Origin of the sequence: Corynebacterium freiburgense (assembly GCF_030408815.1) — a bacterium.
GTDB classification, from domain to species: domain Bacteria; phylum Actinomycetota; class Actinomycetes; order Mycobacteriales; family Mycobacteriaceae; genus Corynebacterium; species Corynebacterium freiburgense.
On record NZ_CP047355.1, the window covers coordinates 1,154,783 to 1,170,305 of the forward strand.

Genomic DNA, 15,523 nt, shown 5'->3' on the forward strand with positions numbered 1-15,523 from the left:
GGCGAAACTCATGGCTGAAATCGCCGCTGAACTGGTCTCCGTCGAGCGTATGTTGTGGTCTGGAAAGGCTACTATCGTGACGGCTCAGACCACCGAAGGTGAGATCGGCGTGCTGCCCGGCCACGAACCCATGCTTGGCCAACTCGCTGAGAATGGGGTCGTGGTAATCCGTCCTGTGGACGGCGAAAAGCTTGTTGCTGCCACACCTGGTGGTTTCCTTTCAATTTCAAAGGACAAGGTAACCATTCTGGCTCACTATGCAGTGTGGGCTCACGAGGTCGACGCCGCTGAGGCTGAGGCCGCGCTCCAGTCAGATGATCCTGAAACGAAAGCACGTGCCGAAGCAGAGCTACGCGCATTACGTCGCGATAAGGAAGCTTAAGGTTTTTCCCAGGCAGTTTTGCCAGTTCTTTCCTTAAAATTTGCAAGGGTCACCCGCAAATGCGGGTGACCCTTTGTATACCTAACCATACATATAGGTTCTGCTGCCCCCCAATATGCTGGGTCTTTGGCAATCACCTATTTTTTCAGGTAGATCAGAATATTCTTGCTTGTGCACAAGGGGTATGATGATTCAAAAATACGACAAAGCGTATTGGGGCTCGCTTTGTGTATCAGATTGGTTGGTATGTGCGCATGGAATATTTCTGGTATAGCCTAGTGCTAATAGCGCTCACGGTGTTTGTCTTGGCCGTGTGGCGGTTTTACATGCTGCGCAGTAGCGGGGTTCACGTTATTTTACGGAATGTTCCTGCAGATGGGGCACATGGTTGGCGGCATGGATTGATTCGATACAACGGTTCATCCGCCGAATATTTTAAGCTTCGATCATTGTCACCTGCGGCTAATATCGTTATTGATCGGCAATTAGCGCAATTGCTTGGAAGCCGAATGCCCACATCCCAAGAATCTGAATTTATGGAACCAGGTACAAAGATTGCGCACATTCTTGTGGGGGATATGGAGTATGAAGTCGCGATGAATTCGCGCAGTGAAATGGCACTAACAGCCTGGTTGGAATCTGCTCCAAGCCAGCGTTTGGAGCGTCAAGATCCGCGGGAAGCTATCCGTCATCTCACCCAAAAGCGAAACGTTAATTAACCTTGGGCTACAGTTGAGGAATGCGTCTCGTCATTGCCCGGTGTTCTGTTGATTATGTTGGCCGCTTAGAAGCTCATCTTCCAATGGCTGATCGATTATTAATGGTCAAAGCGGACGGCTCAGTATCTATTCACGCTGATGACCGCGCATACAAGCCATTGAACTGGATGACACCACCCTGCACACTTGATGAGCGGGAGATTAAAAGTGAAGGTGGGGAATCACTTGGTGTCCGGATGTGGATCGTTGAGAACAAAAAAGGCGAGCAGCTGCGGATCACAATAGAGGCAGTGCATTCTGATTTTTATTATGACTTCGGTGAAGATCCTGGTTTAGTTAAAGACGGTGTGGAGTCTCATCTCCAAGAGCTCTTAGCCGAGCATATTGAAACATTAGGTGAAGGCTACAGTTTAATTCGCCGCGAATATCCCACTGCTATTGGTCCGGTGGATATCTTATGTAGAGATGCTTCAGGGGCGACTGTAGCTGTGGAAATTAAACGCCGCGGCGGCATCGATGGTGTGGAGCAGCTATCCCGGTATCTTGATTTGCTTAATCGTGATGAACTTTTAAGTCCGGTTCAGGGTGTTTTTGCAGCGCAGGAAATAAAACCGCAGGCTAGGACTTTAGCTGAAGACCGTGGCATTCGATGTGTCACTTTGGATTATCAAGCATTGCGGGGGATCGAGACTGACGAATTACGTTTGTTCTAATGCCTCGTCGAAATCGAACAAAGCGCCCACAGCGTAAAGAGGAACGCAATGCGCCGCGGGCTTTGCCTCGTGATGGTGCGGCATACTTTGGTACACAAATTCAGCCGGGTCCTCGATGGACCTTTGGTGAGCCATATATGGTGCGCCGTATGGGGTCTGCTGCCGCAAAGAAGTTTTATGTGTGTCCTGGTTGTAATCAGAATATTCCGCCAGGGGTTGCACATATTGTTGCGTGGCCGGAACATCATGCGGATGATCGGCGCCATTGGCATTCGCCTTGTTGGGATCGCCGTTAGTTCGTGCTGCGGTGGCGTATGCAAGCACAAACCCAGCCCACGCATAGGGTGCTCTGTATCAGCAGCCAGTGGTACGTGTGGGCTGGGCGGAGTTTTAGAGGTATTAGGCAGGTTCGGTGATTTCCAGGAGCACACCACCTGCGTCTTTAGGGTGCACAAAGTTAATGCGTGATCCACCAGTGCCAATCTTAGGTTCTGGATAAAGCAGGCGGGTCCCTTGAGCACGAAGGTGTTCACTTAGTGCATCGATATTGTTGGTTCGAACGCACATTTGCTGGAGGCCAGGGCCTTTTTTATCAATGAATTTCGCAATGGTGGATTCGTCATTGAGGGGCGCAAGAAGTTGAATCATGCCATCACGCTCAGTGAGGTTTTTGGGCCCAACCATGGCTTCCACAACACCTTGTTCTTCATTGGTTTCCTGGTGGTGGTTTACCCAGCCAAAATTTGATCGGTAGAACTCAATGGCGGCGTCGAGGTCGGGCACTGCAATCCCCACATGGTCAAGGCAGATCACATACTCGTGTGGGATTTCAATATTAGAAATATCGCTCATATTCACTAGTTTAGCCCTCGAACCAAGGTGGGGGCAGCGGGGATGCTCGGGGTATCTTGGTCAGCATGATTGTTGCATTTTCTGTAGCTCCCACTGAGGTCCCAAATGCACAGGCGGAAATGTCTGAGGCTGTTGCTGAGGCTGTGCGAGTGGTTCGAGCTTCTGGGCTTCCTCATGAAACTAATGCCATGTTTACCCTGATTGAGGGAGAATGGGATGAGGTTATGGATGTGATCCGGCGTGCAACCGAAGCAGTGGTTGCAGTTTCACCTCGGGTGAGCTTGGTGTTCAAGGCGGATATTCGGCCTGGATATTCGAATCAATTGGAGCAGAAAATTACTTCATTAGAGCAGCACCTCTAGCGGGCATTTTTCGTTGCGTTTGCTGTTACGATCGTGGTGTTGCGAAAGCATTGAATGGAAGGCTTTGTTAAATTGACTACTCCTGACCGGTTTGTGGGTGGGGCGATTGATCTTGGTGAGCTTAAGGCTCGTGCGGAGGCTCGAGCTCAGCAAAATTCTTCGGAGGGGGTGGCATTTGCAATTGCGGTGACGCCCGAAAATTTTGAACATGAAGTTGTTCGGCGCTCATTGCAGGTTCCGGTAGTTGTGCAGATAGGCTCTGCCCGCAGCGAGCATTCTGAGCAACTGAAAGCGGACTTAACAACGCTTGCTTCGCAAGCTAGTTTGCATTGGATTTTTGCGTACGTAGATGCGGATAACTTTCCAGAGATTGCGCAGGCTTTCGGTGTTTCTGCATTGCCTACGGTACTTGCACTGGCTGATGGTCGTCCGCTCGCTGATTTTCAGGGTGCACAACCAATGGAGGCTTTGCAGCAATGGACGGCGGCAGTAGTCCAAGCGGTAGCGGGCAAATTGAGTGGGTTACCGTCAAATGCTGATCATGAGGCGCCAAACGATCCGCGTTTCGACGCCGCGACCGAAGCTCTCAATATTGGTGACTTTGCTGCGGCCATTGCGGTATATGACGATATTCTCGCCCATGAACCGGCGAATGCAGATGCGAAAACTGCGCGGTTAAATGCGATCTATCTGGCTCGTCTTGCGGCTGCCTCAACGACAGATGACGTTATTGCGGCGGCAAATATGGATCCAAATGACGTCGATAAGCAATTTGCTGCTGCGGATGCGGAGATTGCGGCAGGAGATGTGGAAGATGCATTCGATCGTTTGCTTGGTGTGCTTGCGCAAGATAAGCAACGTGTTCGCGAACGTCTGATTGAATTGTTTGCATTATTTGAGGCCGGAGATCCGCGGGTGACGGCTGCTCGAAGTCGGATGGCGAGTGCACTTTTCTAATGCGAGAAATTACCGGGGCAGATGCTGCCCGCATGTTTGGTTTGGGGTTTATTGCCCCGACGATTGCTGGCGTCGCTGGTGTTATTGGCGCCGCATTGATGCACTCGACAATGGTAGCTATTGCAGGGGTTTCAATAGCACTTATGGTCGGTGGCTGGACGATCTGGAGTTTTTTCGATCGGGGTTGGACGCTCGCCGATTTTGGGTTCGTCCCGTTGGGGCGTCGAGGCTGGCATTTGCTGTGGCAAATTCCCGTTATGTTAGGGATTTCGCTCATTATTGCGGCGGGGATCGGTGCTTTGATCCAAGTAGAGCCTGCGGAACAGGATAATCGTCTTGAGCTTGTTCCAATCGAGTATGCACCTTTAATTATTGCTCTTATGGGTTTTTTGGTGGTGATTGCGGGACCCATTTGGGAGGAAGTTGTTTTTCGACGATTCATTATGGGGTGGCTGGATAACCGTTTTAAACTTCCAATTGTCTCTATTCTGGCAAGTGCACTGCTGTTCGGACTAGTCCATATGACTCCGCCGATTATTGTGTGGGCATTTTTATTGGGTATTTGTTGCGCGATTCTTTACCGTTGGCATGGTTCACTATGGGCGGCGATTTTACATCATGGTTTTAATAACCTCATGGTAACTATTGGAATGGCAATTTCGTTGTACTCTTCATAAATAGACCTCCTTGATGTGATCACCGTATTGAGTGAGCCACATCAAGGAGGTCAGGCAATTAAACAATTTTTAGGAAGTGGATTTATTCCTCAAAGACATACCACTGTGCGCTCATTGCGGGCAGGTGTAGTACTAGGGAATCTTCGTAACCATCCCAACCTTCGTCTTTGGTTTCAACTGTTTCCGGCAGTGGGTTTCCAGCACCTTCATATTCAGCATCATCGGTATTAAGTACCATATGCCAACGGCCAGATTTTGGAACACCGAGGCGATAGTCTTCCTGTGATGTGCCACCAAAATTAAAGACACACAACATGATTTCACCTTCTGTGCCATATCGGTGGAACGCTAAAATATTATGTGCTGCATCATCAGACTTTGCCCAGGAAAAACCCTTATGTGAATCATCTTGGGTATAAAGTGCTGGGGAGTCCTTATAGATTGTATTGAGTTGGCGAACAAGCTTTTGGGTTGCGAGGTGGTATTCACCTTCCCAACCTTCCATATCGCCCCAATCAAGCGAGCGTGCTTCAGACCATTCTTGGATCTGGCCAAATTCTTGCCCTTGGAATAGCAGGTTCTTACCAGGGTGAGACCACATAAATGTGAGGTATGTCCGCAGTCCTGCGGCTTTATTCCAGCTATCGCCAGGCATGCGGGCCCACAATGAACCCTTACCGTGTACAACCTCATCGTGAGAGATTGGGAGCACAAATTTTTCCGAATATGCGTACACCATTGAGAATGTAATTTCATTATGGTGGTATTCGCGGTGTACGGGGTCCTTAGAAATGTATTCTAAGGTGTCATTCATCCAACCCATATTCCATTTCAGGGAGAATCCAAGACCATTGTCTTCGGTAGGGGCGGTCACTCCACTCCATGATGTGGATTCTTCGGCAATGGTTAATACGCCGGGGTGTTCGCGCTGTACGGTGGCATTGACTTCCTGTAGGAATTGCACGGCTTCAAGGTGGTGATTATTGCCATACTGGTTCGGTTCCCATTCACCGGGGTTGCGGGAATAATCCAGGTAGAGCATAGATGCAACAGCATCGACGCGAAGGCCGTCGATATGGAATTCTTCACACCAATACAGAGCATTTGCAACTAGGAAATTGCGTACTTCATGGCGTCCAAAATCGAATACATATGTGCCCCAGTCTTTTTGCTCGCCACGCCGGGGGTCGGGGTGTTCGTAGAGGGCGCGGCCGTCGAAACGCCCCAATGCCCAATCATCTTTGGGGAAGTGTGCGGGAACCCAGTCCACAATCACACCAATACCCCGTGCGTGGAATGCGTCGATTAATGCGCGAAGTTCGTCTGGGGAACCCCAGCGCGAAGTTGGCGCGTAGTACCCAGATACTTGATAGCCCCAGGAGCCGCCAAATGGGTGTTCGGCAACAGGCATGAATTCTACGTGCGTATAACCCATATCCGCGACGTAATCTACGAGTTCAGTTGCTAATTCGCTGTAGCTAAGACCTTGTTTCCAGGAACCTAAATGCACCTCGTATACGCTCATAGGTTCGCTGTGAATATTTGCCTTAGCGCGGTGCTCTAGCCACTCTGCATCTTTCCACTGATAGTTTGACGACGTCACTACCGAACCGGTCGCAGGTGGGGTTTCGGCGAGCTGTGCTAATGGGTCAGCCTTATCACGTCGGTGTCCCTCTTGCGTTTGAATCGCATACTTATACACCTCCCCTTCACCTACGCCTGGAATAAACAACTCCCAAATGCCGGAGCTGCCCAGAGAGCGCATAGGGAATTGCGAGGCATTCCAACCGCAAAAATCACCGACTACGGCCACGCCAATAGCGTTTGGTGCCCACACTGCGAACGAGGTGCCGGAGACTTCGCCAAGTTGTGTGGAGTATGTGCGCGGGTGGGATCCAAGAACTTCCCAAAGGCGTTCATGGCGTCCTTCAGAAATCAAGTAGATATCGGTTTCCCCCAGGGTAGGCAGGAAAGTATAAGGGTCAGCAGATTCACGTGGTTCAAAACCTGGCCAGGTGGTACGTAACCGGTAGTCGCGGGGTTCCCCCTCAACTTCGACGGCAAAAATATCATCCCCAATTGGGGTCATTGGGATGGCGGTGTTATCAATTAATAATTCAACTTGTTCGGCACCAAGTTTGCGGGTGCGGATAACATTGCCATGCCAGCCATAAAAACCATGGGGGTCATGATGCTGGCAATTACGAAGACGGTTCAGATCCTCCCGTGGAATAGTAAGAGAACTGGGGATCTTAGAGTCAGACATATGGGGACCCTTCAAAATGTACAAACGTTGACTTAAAAATGTAAAAGCACCCGCAATGAATTTAAGCAGCGCTCTATACTTCGACGCTACCTAACAATGCGAGTGCTTGGGGGAAGCTAGAGGTGAACTCGATCACCCCTAGCTGCGTATGACTAGTCGTGGTACTCGTCAACTACACGCCAAGCCAGCTTTTCCCTGCGTTGTGGTGGAACTTCAGGCAATACAAAGATATGTGCTACATCTTTCCAAGGTTCTAGGCGGACATAATTATGCTCGCCCCATGTGTAGGTAGCGCCAGTAATTTGATCGTGAACCTCAAATCCAACAGAACCACTTAGCCCCAATGCAGCTAGATCCAAGTGCACAGTTGCTTCCTGCGCATTATTGGTATCTAAATTCACAACCACCAGAATGGCATTGCCGGTAAGAGCATCGACCTTTGAATAGGCCATAACCTGGTCATTGTCCACATTGTGGAAATGCAGATTACGCAATTGCTGTAATGCGGGATTTTCCTTGCGAATCTTATTGAGCATTGTAATAAACGGCTCAAGTGAATCGCCTGATTCGAGTGCACCATCAAAATCACGTGGGCGCAACTCATACTTTTCGCTATTGAGGTATTCTTCGCTGCCTGGTGCAACGGCTTGGTGCTCATACAGCTCAAATCCGGAATATACACCCCATAATGGAGACATTGTTGCCGCCAAAACAGCACGTGCGGCAAACATAGCTCGGCCTCCGTACTGCAAAGAAGCATGCAAGATATCCGGGGTGTTTACAAACAAATTCGGACGAGAAACATCGGCCATATTCGCAATTTCTTTGCCGAATTTCTCCAGCTCATATTTGGATGTTTGCCATGTAAAGTATGTATAGCTTTGCGAGAAACCAAGCTTTGCCAGGCCGTAAAGACGGGGGCGACGAGTAAATGCTTCAGCTAAGAAAATCACATCGGGGTGGGATTCATGCACCGTAGCTATTAACCATTCCCAGAAATTTGCTGGCTTGGTGTGAGGATTATCCACACGGAATGTCTTCACGCCACGTTTTACCCAAAAGAGCACTACGCGAAGAATTTCCTTATAGATGCTGTCTGGATCATTATCAAAATTCAGAGGATAAATATCCTGGTATTTCTTAGGTGGATTTTCTGCAAATGCAATCGTGCCATCCGGTAATACCGTAAACCATTCGGGGTGCTTTGCCGCCCATGGGTGGTCAGGGGCGCACTGCAGTGCAAGATCAAGCGCAACTTCCAATTTGAGTTGCTTGGCTCGCTTCATAAAAGCATCAAAGTCTTTTAAGGTCCCAAGCGCCGGATGCACGGCATCATGTCCACCGTCTTTCGAACCAATGGCCCAAGGAGAACCAACATCTTCGGGAGCTGGATCCAGAGTATTATTGCGGCCTTTTCGGTTGACTTCACCAATTGGGTGAATTGGCGGGAGATACACCGTATCAAAGCCCATACGGGCAACGCGCTCTAAGGCATCTGCTGCAGTTGCGAACGTTCCATGAATTGGATTGCCTTGATCATCCCAGCCACCAGTGGAACGGGGGAACATCTCATACCAAGAGCTCACAAGTGCTTTACGCCGTTCAACTTTTACTTTGCGGGTTTTCCCACGGGTAAGTAGTTCTCGGAGTGGGTGAAGATCCAAAAGTTGGAGAGTTTCGCGCGACATTCCTGGTGCTACGCGTGCCCGTAGATCACCATTGCCGCGCAGTGTTTCTGCTACTTCAAGGAGGCGCGGTCGTTGCGCCTTTGGCACCCCCTGCGCGGCGCGTTCAAATAAACGTGCGCCGTGCTCTAAATCATTTGCTAGCTGTTCTGCGTCTTGTCCTGCTTCAATTTTCGCCGAAACGGCGTGGCGCCAAGTTGCCATTGGGTCGGACCATGCATCGACGCGGACTGTCCAATCGCCGGGGACGTCCGGGACGAAAATAGCATTCACTTGATCTTCGTCATGGTCGCTGCGTTGCATTGTGATTCGGCGGGTGGTGGGCGCTACAGATGAAGTTTTCGGCCCTTTAATATTGACCGTCGCTGAGAGTGCATCATGCCCTTCTCGCCAGACCATGGCGAAAACTGGGATAACCTCCCCGACAACAGCCTTTGAGGGGTGTGCACCCCCGGAAACCTGTGGGCGGACGTCATCAATTCCTAGTCTTCCTGTCACTGCTCACTTCGCTTTCAATTAACATCCTCTGACCAACTGTGGTCAGCTGTCCTTAGCCAGCCTAGTGGAGGTAACAAGGTTTCTACAGTTCTTCAGTGAAAAGTCACCCGAGTTGAGACATGATAGAGATGTGAATGACTTTGATCCTGATCTTCTTGTAGATTTCCGAGGCGTAACATTTGTTCGAGGCGGAAAAACCCTCTTGGGGCCCGTCGATTGGCAGGTGGAATTAGATGAGCGTTGGGTAATTATTGGCCCGAATGGAGCCGGAAAAACCACGCTTGTTCGGCTGGCTGCGGCTGAAGAATATCCCTCAGGTGGTATTGCTTACATTATGGGGGAGCGGGTAGGAAAAACCGATATGCGGGACCTTCGCACTATGATCGGCATGTCTTCATCGGCGTTGGGCAATAGGATTCCGGCAGATGAATTAGTTGGTGATTTGGTGGTTTCCGCGGGGTATGCGATCCTTGGCCGATGGCGTGAAGACTATGAGGAAATGGATTTTGACCAAGCCTATGAAATTCTCGAACAAGTAGGCGCATTGCACCTTCGTGAGCGTACTTGGGGGACGCTGAGTGAAGGTGAGCGAAAACGAGTATTGGTTGCCCGCGCACTTATGACCAATCCGGAATTATTGATTCTTGATGAGCCCGGAGCAGGGTTGGATTTAGGTGGACGTGAGGACCTTGTTGGGTATTTAGGTGTCCTTGCTATGGATGCAGATGCCCCAGCAATCGTAATGATTACCCACCATGTCGAAGAGATTCCGGATGGTTTTACTCATGCCATGTTGCTTGATGAAGGCAAGGTAGTGGCGCAAGGTTTAATTGATCAGGTACTTACGAGCGAGAATCTCACCAGGGCATTCCACCAACCAATTCAAGTGGATAAGATCGATGGGCGGTTCTTTGCTCGCCGGTTGCGCCCAGGGGGTGTACACAGAAAGGTTTCGGGTGAGTTATAGCCCACAAGAAGTCCGTTTTCTTGCCGCGCATCAGGACGAGATTGCAGCGATTGATTTGCCTTTGGATGCGACGTCATTAATTTCTGATACTGCACAACTTCGCGCAGAGTTTGGTGAGTATTCCCGTGCGGTCGCAGAGTTAATACAGGCTCGTCGAAGTGCGGCGGCAAAGCTTCCACATACATGGTTAATGTGCCGTGATTCGGCGCAACAGGCGACCCCATTGACAGTCGCGCGGGTTCGAGCGGATCGGTTGCGGAGTTTTCCGGAAATTGGATGTGTGCTTGATGTTACATGTTCGATCGGTACCGAAGGTTTAGCGATGACAGAAGCCGGTATAGGGTATTTCGGCGCTGATATTGATTACAGCCGTTTGCTTATGGCTCGCCATAATGTCCCACAAGGACGGTATGCGCGTATCGACGCCCTGGCTCCCGCAATCACCGCCGTTGATGTTATTGTTGCCGACCCTGCGCGCCGACAAGGTGGTCGAAGAATCACCAATCCGGAGCAACTTATTCCGCCACTTTCAAAGCTTCTTAATACATGGTCACAACACCAAATTGCAGTGAAATGTGCACCTGGTTTGGATTTTTCCGAGTGGGATGGGCTTGTAAGCGTTGTTAGTGTTGATGGTGGGGTGAAGGAAGCCTGCCTTTATAGTGCGAGCCTGGGGCGAGGGAGGCGTCGAGAAGCGATAGTGGTGCGGGCTGGAAACAGTGATGTTATCGACGATTCTTTCGCCTCCAATATTGGCGCAGGAGAGCCAGGAACTTTTCTTATTGACCCAGATGGTGCCATCGTTAGAGCCGGATTGGTACGGCATTTTGCGCAGCGTGAGGGGCTATGGATGCTTGATGAGCGCATTGCCTACCTGACTGGCAATCGTATTCCGCAAGGCTATTCTGGGTTCCGAATACTTGAGCAGGTACCGCTAAAACGTTTGAAACAGCGATTGCGCTCCTATGCTTGTGGCAGTGTGGAAATTTTGGTTCGAGGGCTAGACATTGATCCTGATGTTTTGCGACGCCAATGGAAACTCCAAGGGGAGCGCGCAATGGCGGTAGTGTGTACTCGTATTGGTAGTCGAGGTATCGGTTTTATTTGCGAACCTCGCGAACGTGGGTAAGTGTAACCTTAGTTCGTCGTGCGGTTTGCGCCCACGGTGACTATGATATGAGTCGTTTGTGCAAACAGAAAGGTGCCCAGCGTTATGCCCACAATTGTGGTTTTGGTGAAAAACGTTCCGGACACATGGTCAACAAAGACATTGAATCCGGATTTCACTTTGCACCGCGAAGGTGTAGACGAGATTATCGACGAAATTAACGAATATGCCGTCGAACAAGCATTACAAATTAAAGAAGCTCATGAAGGTTTTAAAGTAGTTGCACTCAGTGTAGGGCCAGAACGGGCTGAAACTGCGCTACGAAAAGCTTTGGCCATGGGTGCGGACCATGCAGTGCTTGTTACCGACCCAGCTTTGAAAGGCTCCGATGCGCTCGGGACCGCTTGGACGCTTACTAATGCAATTAATACTATTGAAGATGTACAACTCATTATTATGGGTAATGCTTCTTCGGATGGCTCAACTGGTGCGCTGCCGGGCATGATTGCAGAGTATCGACAACTACCAGCGCTAACGAACGTTCGCCAGATAGCAGTCCAGGGAACTGAAATAACAGCTATTCGCGAATCTCATGAAGGCGAATACCATATCCAATCCACGCTGCCAGCGTTAGTTTCTGTAACGGAAAAATCTGGGAAGCCACGATTCCCTAATTTCAAAGGCCTTATGGCCGCAAAGAAAGCCGAAATACGCCACCTTGCATTAAGCGATATTGGTGTGGCCGCTGAACAGGTTGGCTTAGCCCACGCGGCAACCGCGGTGCAATCTGCGGAAACCCGACCGGAACGCACCCAGGGTGAAATCATTCGGGGCAGTGATTCCGCTGCGCGTATTATTGAATTCCTCGCCGCCCAAAAACTGATTTAGGAGCCATTGACAATGTCGTTTGCATATATCGCGGTGGAACACTCAGGCGGCGAACTAGACCCGGTAACCAGTGAACTCATTACCGCAGCAAAAGTTTTCGGTGCTGTTTCCGCAGTGGTTGTAGGAACCCCAGGCACAGCCGCTGCGTTAGTGCCAGCACTGACCGAATTAGGTGCTGACCAAATCGTTGCAGCAGAAAGCGATACCGTAGCAAGCCGCGTGGTTCTGCCAATCGTGGATGCCCTTACTTTGCTTGCATCGACTAATCCCGCACCGATTATTCTTGCAGCCCACGCCACAGGCAATGAAATTGCTGGACGCCTTGCAGCTCGACTCTCAAGCGGAGTGTTATGCAATGTTGTGGACATTCACGCTGACCGTACCGCTACGATGTCTATCTTTGGTGATGAAATAACTGTTCTAACTGCAGTGGGTGGTGCCAGCCCAATCTATACATTGCGTCCTGGTGCCAAAGAAGCAAACCCACAACCAGCAGCTGGCCAACTCGTATCACTCGAACTTCCCGCTACAACTACAAAGGATGTAACTGTTACATCTTTTGTTCCTGCAGTACAGAGCGATCGCCCAGAATTGACCCAAGCAAAGATTGTGATTGCTGGTGGCCGCGGAATTGGTTCTGCGGAAGGCTTCCAAACAATTGCAGAGCCATTAGCTGATGCGCTTGGCGGTGCCGTTGGCGCTACTCGCGATGCCGTGGATAATGGTTACTACCCGGGTGCCTACCAGATTGGGCAGACCGGTGTAACAGTATCCCCGGACCTTTATATTGGTTTGGGAATTTCTGGGGCTATTCAGCATAAATCTGGAATGCAAACCTCGAAAACCATTATTGCGATTAATAATGATGAGGATGCACCTATTTTCGAAATCGCTGATCTTGGTGTAGTAGGTGATCTCCATGAGATCGTCCCACAAGTAGTTGAGGAATTAAAACGTCGATGACCTATTTAGACCACGCCGCCACAACACCTATGCGGGATATTGCCCGTGATGCTTGGCTGGCGGCGTCGTCAATGTTAAATCCGGGGGGCCAATACCAATCCGGGAGGGCAGCCCGCCGTGCGCTTGAAGAAGCTCGCGAACAAATAGCCGAGCTTTTGGATTGTGAACGCATTGAAGTTATTTTTACGGCCTCCGGCACGGAAGCGGACAATCTAGCGATTCGTGGATTATTTGCTGCCTCGCCATTGCGTCGCATTATTTCCACACCAATCGAGCATCCCGCTGTAATGGAAACCGTGCGTGCACTTGATGCGGATATTGATTGGCTGCCGGTTTCTCATACGGGCGTGGTTTCGTCCGTGGAGCCATTAGCCACGCCAGCTGCGCTTGCATGTTGTATGTGGGCAAATAATGAAACGGGTGCGGTACAGCCAATCCAGGAAATAATTGCGGCAGCGGGCGGAACTCCTGTGCATATTGATGCCGTCCAGGCCGTTGGGCATATTCCGGTAGCGTTTCATGGCAGCGGTGCGACCACCCTTGCGGCAAGTGCACATAAATTCGGAGGGCCGCGCGGTGTTGGGATTCTTCTGGCACGCCGTTCCCCAGCGTTAACACCGGTATTAACTGGTGGTGGGCAAGAGCGTGGTGTGCGCCCGGGCACGGTCGATGTTGCAGGTGCAGTCGCTACCGCAGCCGCACTTTCGGAAGCTTGCTCGGAGATGGAAGCGGAAGCGGTTCGACTGGCAGCATTGCGGGACACCCTTCGCGAGTACATTTGTTCGCATGTGGATAAGGTGTTGGTCCATACTCCTGAACACGCACTTCCAGGGCATCTATATGTGTCGTTCCCGGGTGCCGAAGGAGATAGCCTCCTTATGCTTTTCGACGCCGCGGGCATTGAATGCTCCACCGGTTCGGCGTGCTCGCATGGTGTAAACCGTCCAAGCGATGTATTGCTTGCCCAAGGGGTTGCCGAGCCGGATGCTCGAAGTGCTATTCGTTTTACCCTTGGTCGAACCACAACCCAAGCCGATATCGATCATGTTTGTGCAAATATTGTCCAAATAGTTGAACGTGCCAGGATCGCTGGGATGGCCTAATACTAATGGCATCCCAGCCTACATTAATGGAGTGCTTGTTGCTTATGTTCTGGCAGTAACCAAGAAGCAAATGCCGCAATTAAAAACGAAACACCAAACAGGGCAAATAGCAGCGGAGAACCACCAAACACCAACAGTGGCGGCACAATGAGCGGAGCAATAATTGATGCGATCCGCCCAAAACCAGCTGCGGCACCAGTTCCAGAACCTCGCAGGGCGGTGGGGTATAGCTCGGGGCCAATAGCGTAAAGTGCGCCCCACGCACCGAGATTAAAAAACGAAAGCAAACAGCCAGCAGCAATAATAGTTATTGGTGTTGTGGCCATGCCATAACATGCCGCAGCAAGGGCAGAGCCTATAAGGAACGTGGTAAGTGTTGCGCGGCGCCCCCAATGTTCGATGAAATAAGCGGCGCAGGCATACCCGGGAAGTTGCGCAAGAGTAATAATCAATGTGAATTGAAATGATCGGATAAGGTCAAAACCTTGGGCGACCAAAATTGAGGGAATCCAAATAAATGCACCGTAATAGGAGAGGTTAATACAAAACCAGATGGTCCAAAGTGCGGCAGTTCGTGTACGTAGTGGTTGGGACCAGATTGACTGGCTTGCTATGTCTGTGTGTTCTGGGGTTTTGGCGGGTGGCTGAGTTTTCGGAATAAGCTTCGCCGCAGATTGTTCGAATTTCCGAACTATTGTTTCAGCTTCGTTATGGCGGCCACGGAGTTCTAGGAATCGAACTGATTCTGGTAAGCCACGACGGATTACCATGGAATATAGCGCCGGAATAGTGCCCAGTGCGAGCGCCCAACGCCACCCTTGTTCGCTACTGGTGACGATTGTCGTACCGATTATGGCAGCAAGGATCCAGCCGAGTGCCCAAAATGCTTCAAGTAGTACAACCATACGACCGCGAACATTTCTGGGGGAAAATTCCGAAATATAGGTGGAGGCAACAGGTAATTCGGCGCCGAGTCCAATGCCTACAATAAACCGAAATATCAGCAAGATAATCAAGCTTGTAGCAAGGGCAGATGCGCCGGTCGCGATACCGTAGACAAGCATTGAAAATGCAAAAATATTTCGGCGGCCAAAGCGGTCTGCAAGGAGTCCACCAAGGGTGGCGCCGAAGGCCATACCCAGAAAACCGATCGAACCCAAAAGTGAAATTTCGGTGGGGCTAAGGTGCCAGTGGATGGTGAGGGCAGCCATAACAAAGGAGATAAGACCGATGTCCATGGCGTCGAGAGCCCAACCGATTCCGGCAATGCCAAGCATGCGGCGGTGCTGGTGAGTTACCGGTAGTTCATCGAGGCGTTCATTTCGGGTTGCCATGCGCACACCCTACCACAAAGTGTGTAAAATACACTAACTGTTTGAGGGG

At 50.5% G+C, this 15,523-nt stretch carries 16 protein-coding genes; 12 read left to right on the plus strand and 4 right to left on the minus strand.

Going from position 1 to position 15,523, the window contains the following annotated elements:
• The first annotated feature begins 10 nt into the window (after window positions 1-10).
• The 4 genes from CFREI_RS05235 (at window position 11) to CFREI_RS05250 (ending at window position 2,110) form a co-directional block, all read left to right on the plus strand.
• Complete coding sequence (locus CFREI_RS05235) at window positions 11-382, plus strand: F0F1 ATP synthase subunit epsilon (protein ID WP_027013279.1); 372 nt, start codon at window positions 11-13, stop codon at window positions 380-382.
• Between the two features lie 254 nt (window positions 383-636).
• Window positions 637-1,101 carry a DUF2550 domain-containing protein gene (locus CFREI_RS05240; protein ID WP_027013278.1) on the plus strand — a complete coding sequence of 155 codons (465 nt, stop codon included), beginning with the start codon at window positions 637-639 and terminating at the stop codon, window positions 1,099-1,101.
• Between the two features lie 20 nt (window positions 1,102-1,121).
• Window positions 1,122-1,814 (plus strand): endonuclease NucS, encoded by a 693-nt coding sequence (nucS, locus tag CFREI_RS05245; RefSeq protein ID WP_027013277.1) that lies wholly within the window; start codon window positions 1,122-1,124, stop codon window positions 1,812-1,814.
• Window positions 1,814-2,110, plus strand: coding sequence for an Rv1322 family protein (locus CFREI_RS05250; RefSeq protein WP_084170824.1), 297 nt, complete (start codon window positions 1,814-1,816; stop codon window positions 2,108-2,110). Before nucS ends, CFREI_RS05250 begins: the two co-directional genes overlap by 1 nt.
• Window positions 2,111-2,213: 103 nt before the next feature.
• On the opposite strand, the gene mce is transcribed toward CFREI_RS05250, so the two are convergent.
• Window positions 2,214-2,666 carry a methylmalonyl-CoA epimerase gene (gene mce, locus CFREI_RS05255; RefSeq protein ID WP_027013275.1) on the minus strand — a complete coding sequence of 151 codons (453 nt, stop codon included), beginning with the start codon at window positions 2,664-2,666 and terminating at the stop codon, window positions 2,214-2,216.
• Window positions 2,667-2,731: 65 nt separating this feature from the next.
• Between mce and CFREI_RS05260 the strand changes: the two genes are divergently transcribed.
• The 3 genes from CFREI_RS05260 (at window position 2,732) to CFREI_RS05270 (ending at window position 4,662) form a co-directional block, all read left to right on the plus strand.
• Entirely contained in the window at window positions 2,732-3,028 is a 297-nt protein-coding gene (locus CFREI_RS05260) for a thiamine-binding protein (RefSeq protein WP_027013274.1), read from the plus strand.
• Window positions 3,029-3,100: 72 nt separating this feature from the next.
• Window positions 3,101-3,985: a tetratricopeptide repeat protein gene (locus CFREI_RS05265; protein WP_027013273.1), complete on the plus strand. Its 885-nt coding sequence runs from the start codon at window positions 3,101-3,103 to the stop codon at window positions 3,983-3,985.
• Window positions 3,985-4,662, plus strand: a complete 678-nt coding sequence (locus CFREI_RS05270; protein ID WP_027013272.1) for a CPBP family intramembrane glutamic endopeptidase — start codon at window positions 3,985-3,987, stop codon at window positions 4,660-4,662. The genes CFREI_RS05265 and CFREI_RS05270 overlap by 1 nt, the downstream gene beginning before the upstream one ends.
• An 82-nt stretch (window positions 4,663-4,744) precedes the next feature.
• On the opposite strand, the gene glgB is transcribed toward CFREI_RS05270, so the two are convergent.
• A complete protein-coding gene (glgB, locus tag CFREI_RS05275; protein WP_027013271.1) occupies window positions 4,745-6,928 on the minus strand; it encodes a 1,4-alpha-glucan branching protein GlgB in 2,184 nt (727 codons plus the stop codon).
• 152 nt (window positions 6,929-7,080) lie between these two features.
• Window positions 7,081-9,111 (minus strand): alpha-1,4-glucan--maltose-1-phosphate maltosyltransferase, encoded by a 2,031-nt coding sequence (locus tag CFREI_RS05280; protein WP_027013270.1) that lies wholly within the window; start codon window positions 9,109-9,111, stop codon window positions 7,081-7,083.
• Between the two features lie 112 nt (window positions 9,112-9,223).
• On the opposite strand from CFREI_RS05280, the gene CFREI_RS05285 reads away from it, so the two are divergent.
• The 5 genes from CFREI_RS05285 to CFREI_RS05305 all read left to right on the plus strand — a co-directional run bounded on the left by CFREI_RS05285 (window position 9,224) and on the right by CFREI_RS05305 (window position 14,140).
• Window positions 9,224-10,078, plus strand: coding sequence for an ABC transporter ATP-binding protein (locus CFREI_RS05285; RefSeq protein ID WP_035112399.1), 855 nt, complete (start codon window positions 9,224-9,226; stop codon window positions 10,076-10,078).
• Window positions 10,068-11,207, plus strand: a complete 1,140-nt coding sequence (locus CFREI_RS05290; protein ID WP_027013268.1) for a THUMP-like domain-containing protein — start codon at window positions 10,068-10,070, stop codon at window positions 11,205-11,207. The genes CFREI_RS05285 and CFREI_RS05290 overlap by 11 nt, the downstream gene beginning before the upstream one ends.
• 84 nt (window positions 11,208-11,291) lie before the next feature.
• Window positions 11,292-12,074 (plus strand): electron transfer flavoprotein subunit beta/FixA family protein, encoded by a 783-nt coding sequence (locus CFREI_RS05295; RefSeq protein WP_027013267.1) that lies wholly within the window; start codon window positions 11,292-11,294, stop codon window positions 12,072-12,074.
• A 12-nt stretch (window positions 12,075-12,086) separates the two neighbouring features.
• Complete coding sequence (locus CFREI_RS05300; RefSeq protein ID WP_027013266.1) at window positions 12,087-13,037, plus strand: electron transfer flavoprotein subunit alpha/FixB family protein; 951 nt, start codon at window positions 12,087-12,089, stop codon at window positions 13,035-13,037.
• Window positions 13,034-14,140, plus strand: a complete 1,107-nt coding sequence (locus tag CFREI_RS05305) for a cysteine desulfurase family protein (protein ID WP_027013265.1) — start codon at window positions 13,034-13,036, stop codon at window positions 14,138-14,140. Before CFREI_RS05300 ends, CFREI_RS05305 begins: the two co-directional genes overlap by 4 nt.
• 23 nt (window positions 14,141-14,163) lie before the next feature.
• Here the strand turns inward: CFREI_RS05305 and CFREI_RS05310 are convergent, their stop codons facing one another.
• Window positions 14,164-15,474, minus strand: coding sequence for an MFS transporter (locus CFREI_RS05310; RefSeq protein WP_027013264.1), 1,311 nt, complete (start codon window positions 15,472-15,474; stop codon window positions 14,164-14,166).
• Window positions 15,475-15,523: the final 49 nt, after the last annotated feature.

Excerpts from the sequence above, each read along its gene's own strand:
- CFREI_RS05250 (WP_084170824.1), top strand. The coding sequence starts at position 1,814 with ATGCCTCGTCGAAATCGAACAAAGCGCCCACAGCGTAAAGAGGAACGC.
- nucS (WP_027013277.1), top strand. The coding sequence starts at position 1,122 with ATGCGTCTCGTCATTGCCCGGTGTTCTGTTGATTATGTTGGCCGCTTA.
- glgB (WP_027013271.1), bottom strand. The coding sequence starts at position 6,928 with ATGTCTGACTCTAAGATCCCCAGTTCTCTTACTATTCCACGGGAGGAT.
- mce (WP_027013275.1), bottom strand. The coding sequence starts at position 2,666 with ATGAGCGATATTTCTAATATTGAAATCCCACACGAGTATGTGATCTGC.
- CFREI_RS05270 (WP_027013272.1), top strand. The coding sequence starts at position 3,985 with ATGCGAGAAATTACCGGGGCAGATGCTGCCCGCATGTTTGGTTTGGGG.
- CFREI_RS05260 (WP_027013274.1), top strand. The coding sequence starts at position 2,732 with ATGATTGTTGCATTTTCTGTAGCTCCCACTGAGGTCCCAAATGCACAG.
- CFREI_RS05305 (WP_027013265.1), top strand. The coding sequence starts at position 13,034 with ATGACCTATTTAGACCACGCCGCCACAACACCTATGCGGGATATTGCC.
- CFREI_RS05235 (WP_027013279.1), top strand. The coding sequence starts at position 11 with ATGGCTGAAATCGCCGCTGAACTGGTCTCCGTCGAGCGTATGTTGTGG.
- CFREI_RS05310 (WP_027013264.1), bottom strand. The coding sequence starts at position 15,474 with ATGGCAACCCGAAATGAACGCCTCGATGAACTACCGGTAACTCACCAG.
- CFREI_RS05240 (WP_027013278.1), top strand. The coding sequence starts at position 637 with ATGGAATATTTCTGGTATAGCCTAGTGCTAATAGCGCTCACGGTGTTT.
- CFREI_RS05300 (WP_027013266.1), top strand. The coding sequence starts at position 12,087 with ATGTCGTTTGCATATATCGCGGTGGAACACTCAGGCGGCGAACTAGAC.
- CFREI_RS05295 (WP_027013267.1), top strand. The coding sequence starts at position 11,292 with ATGCCCACAATTGTGGTTTTGGTGAAAAACGTTCCGGACACATGGTCA.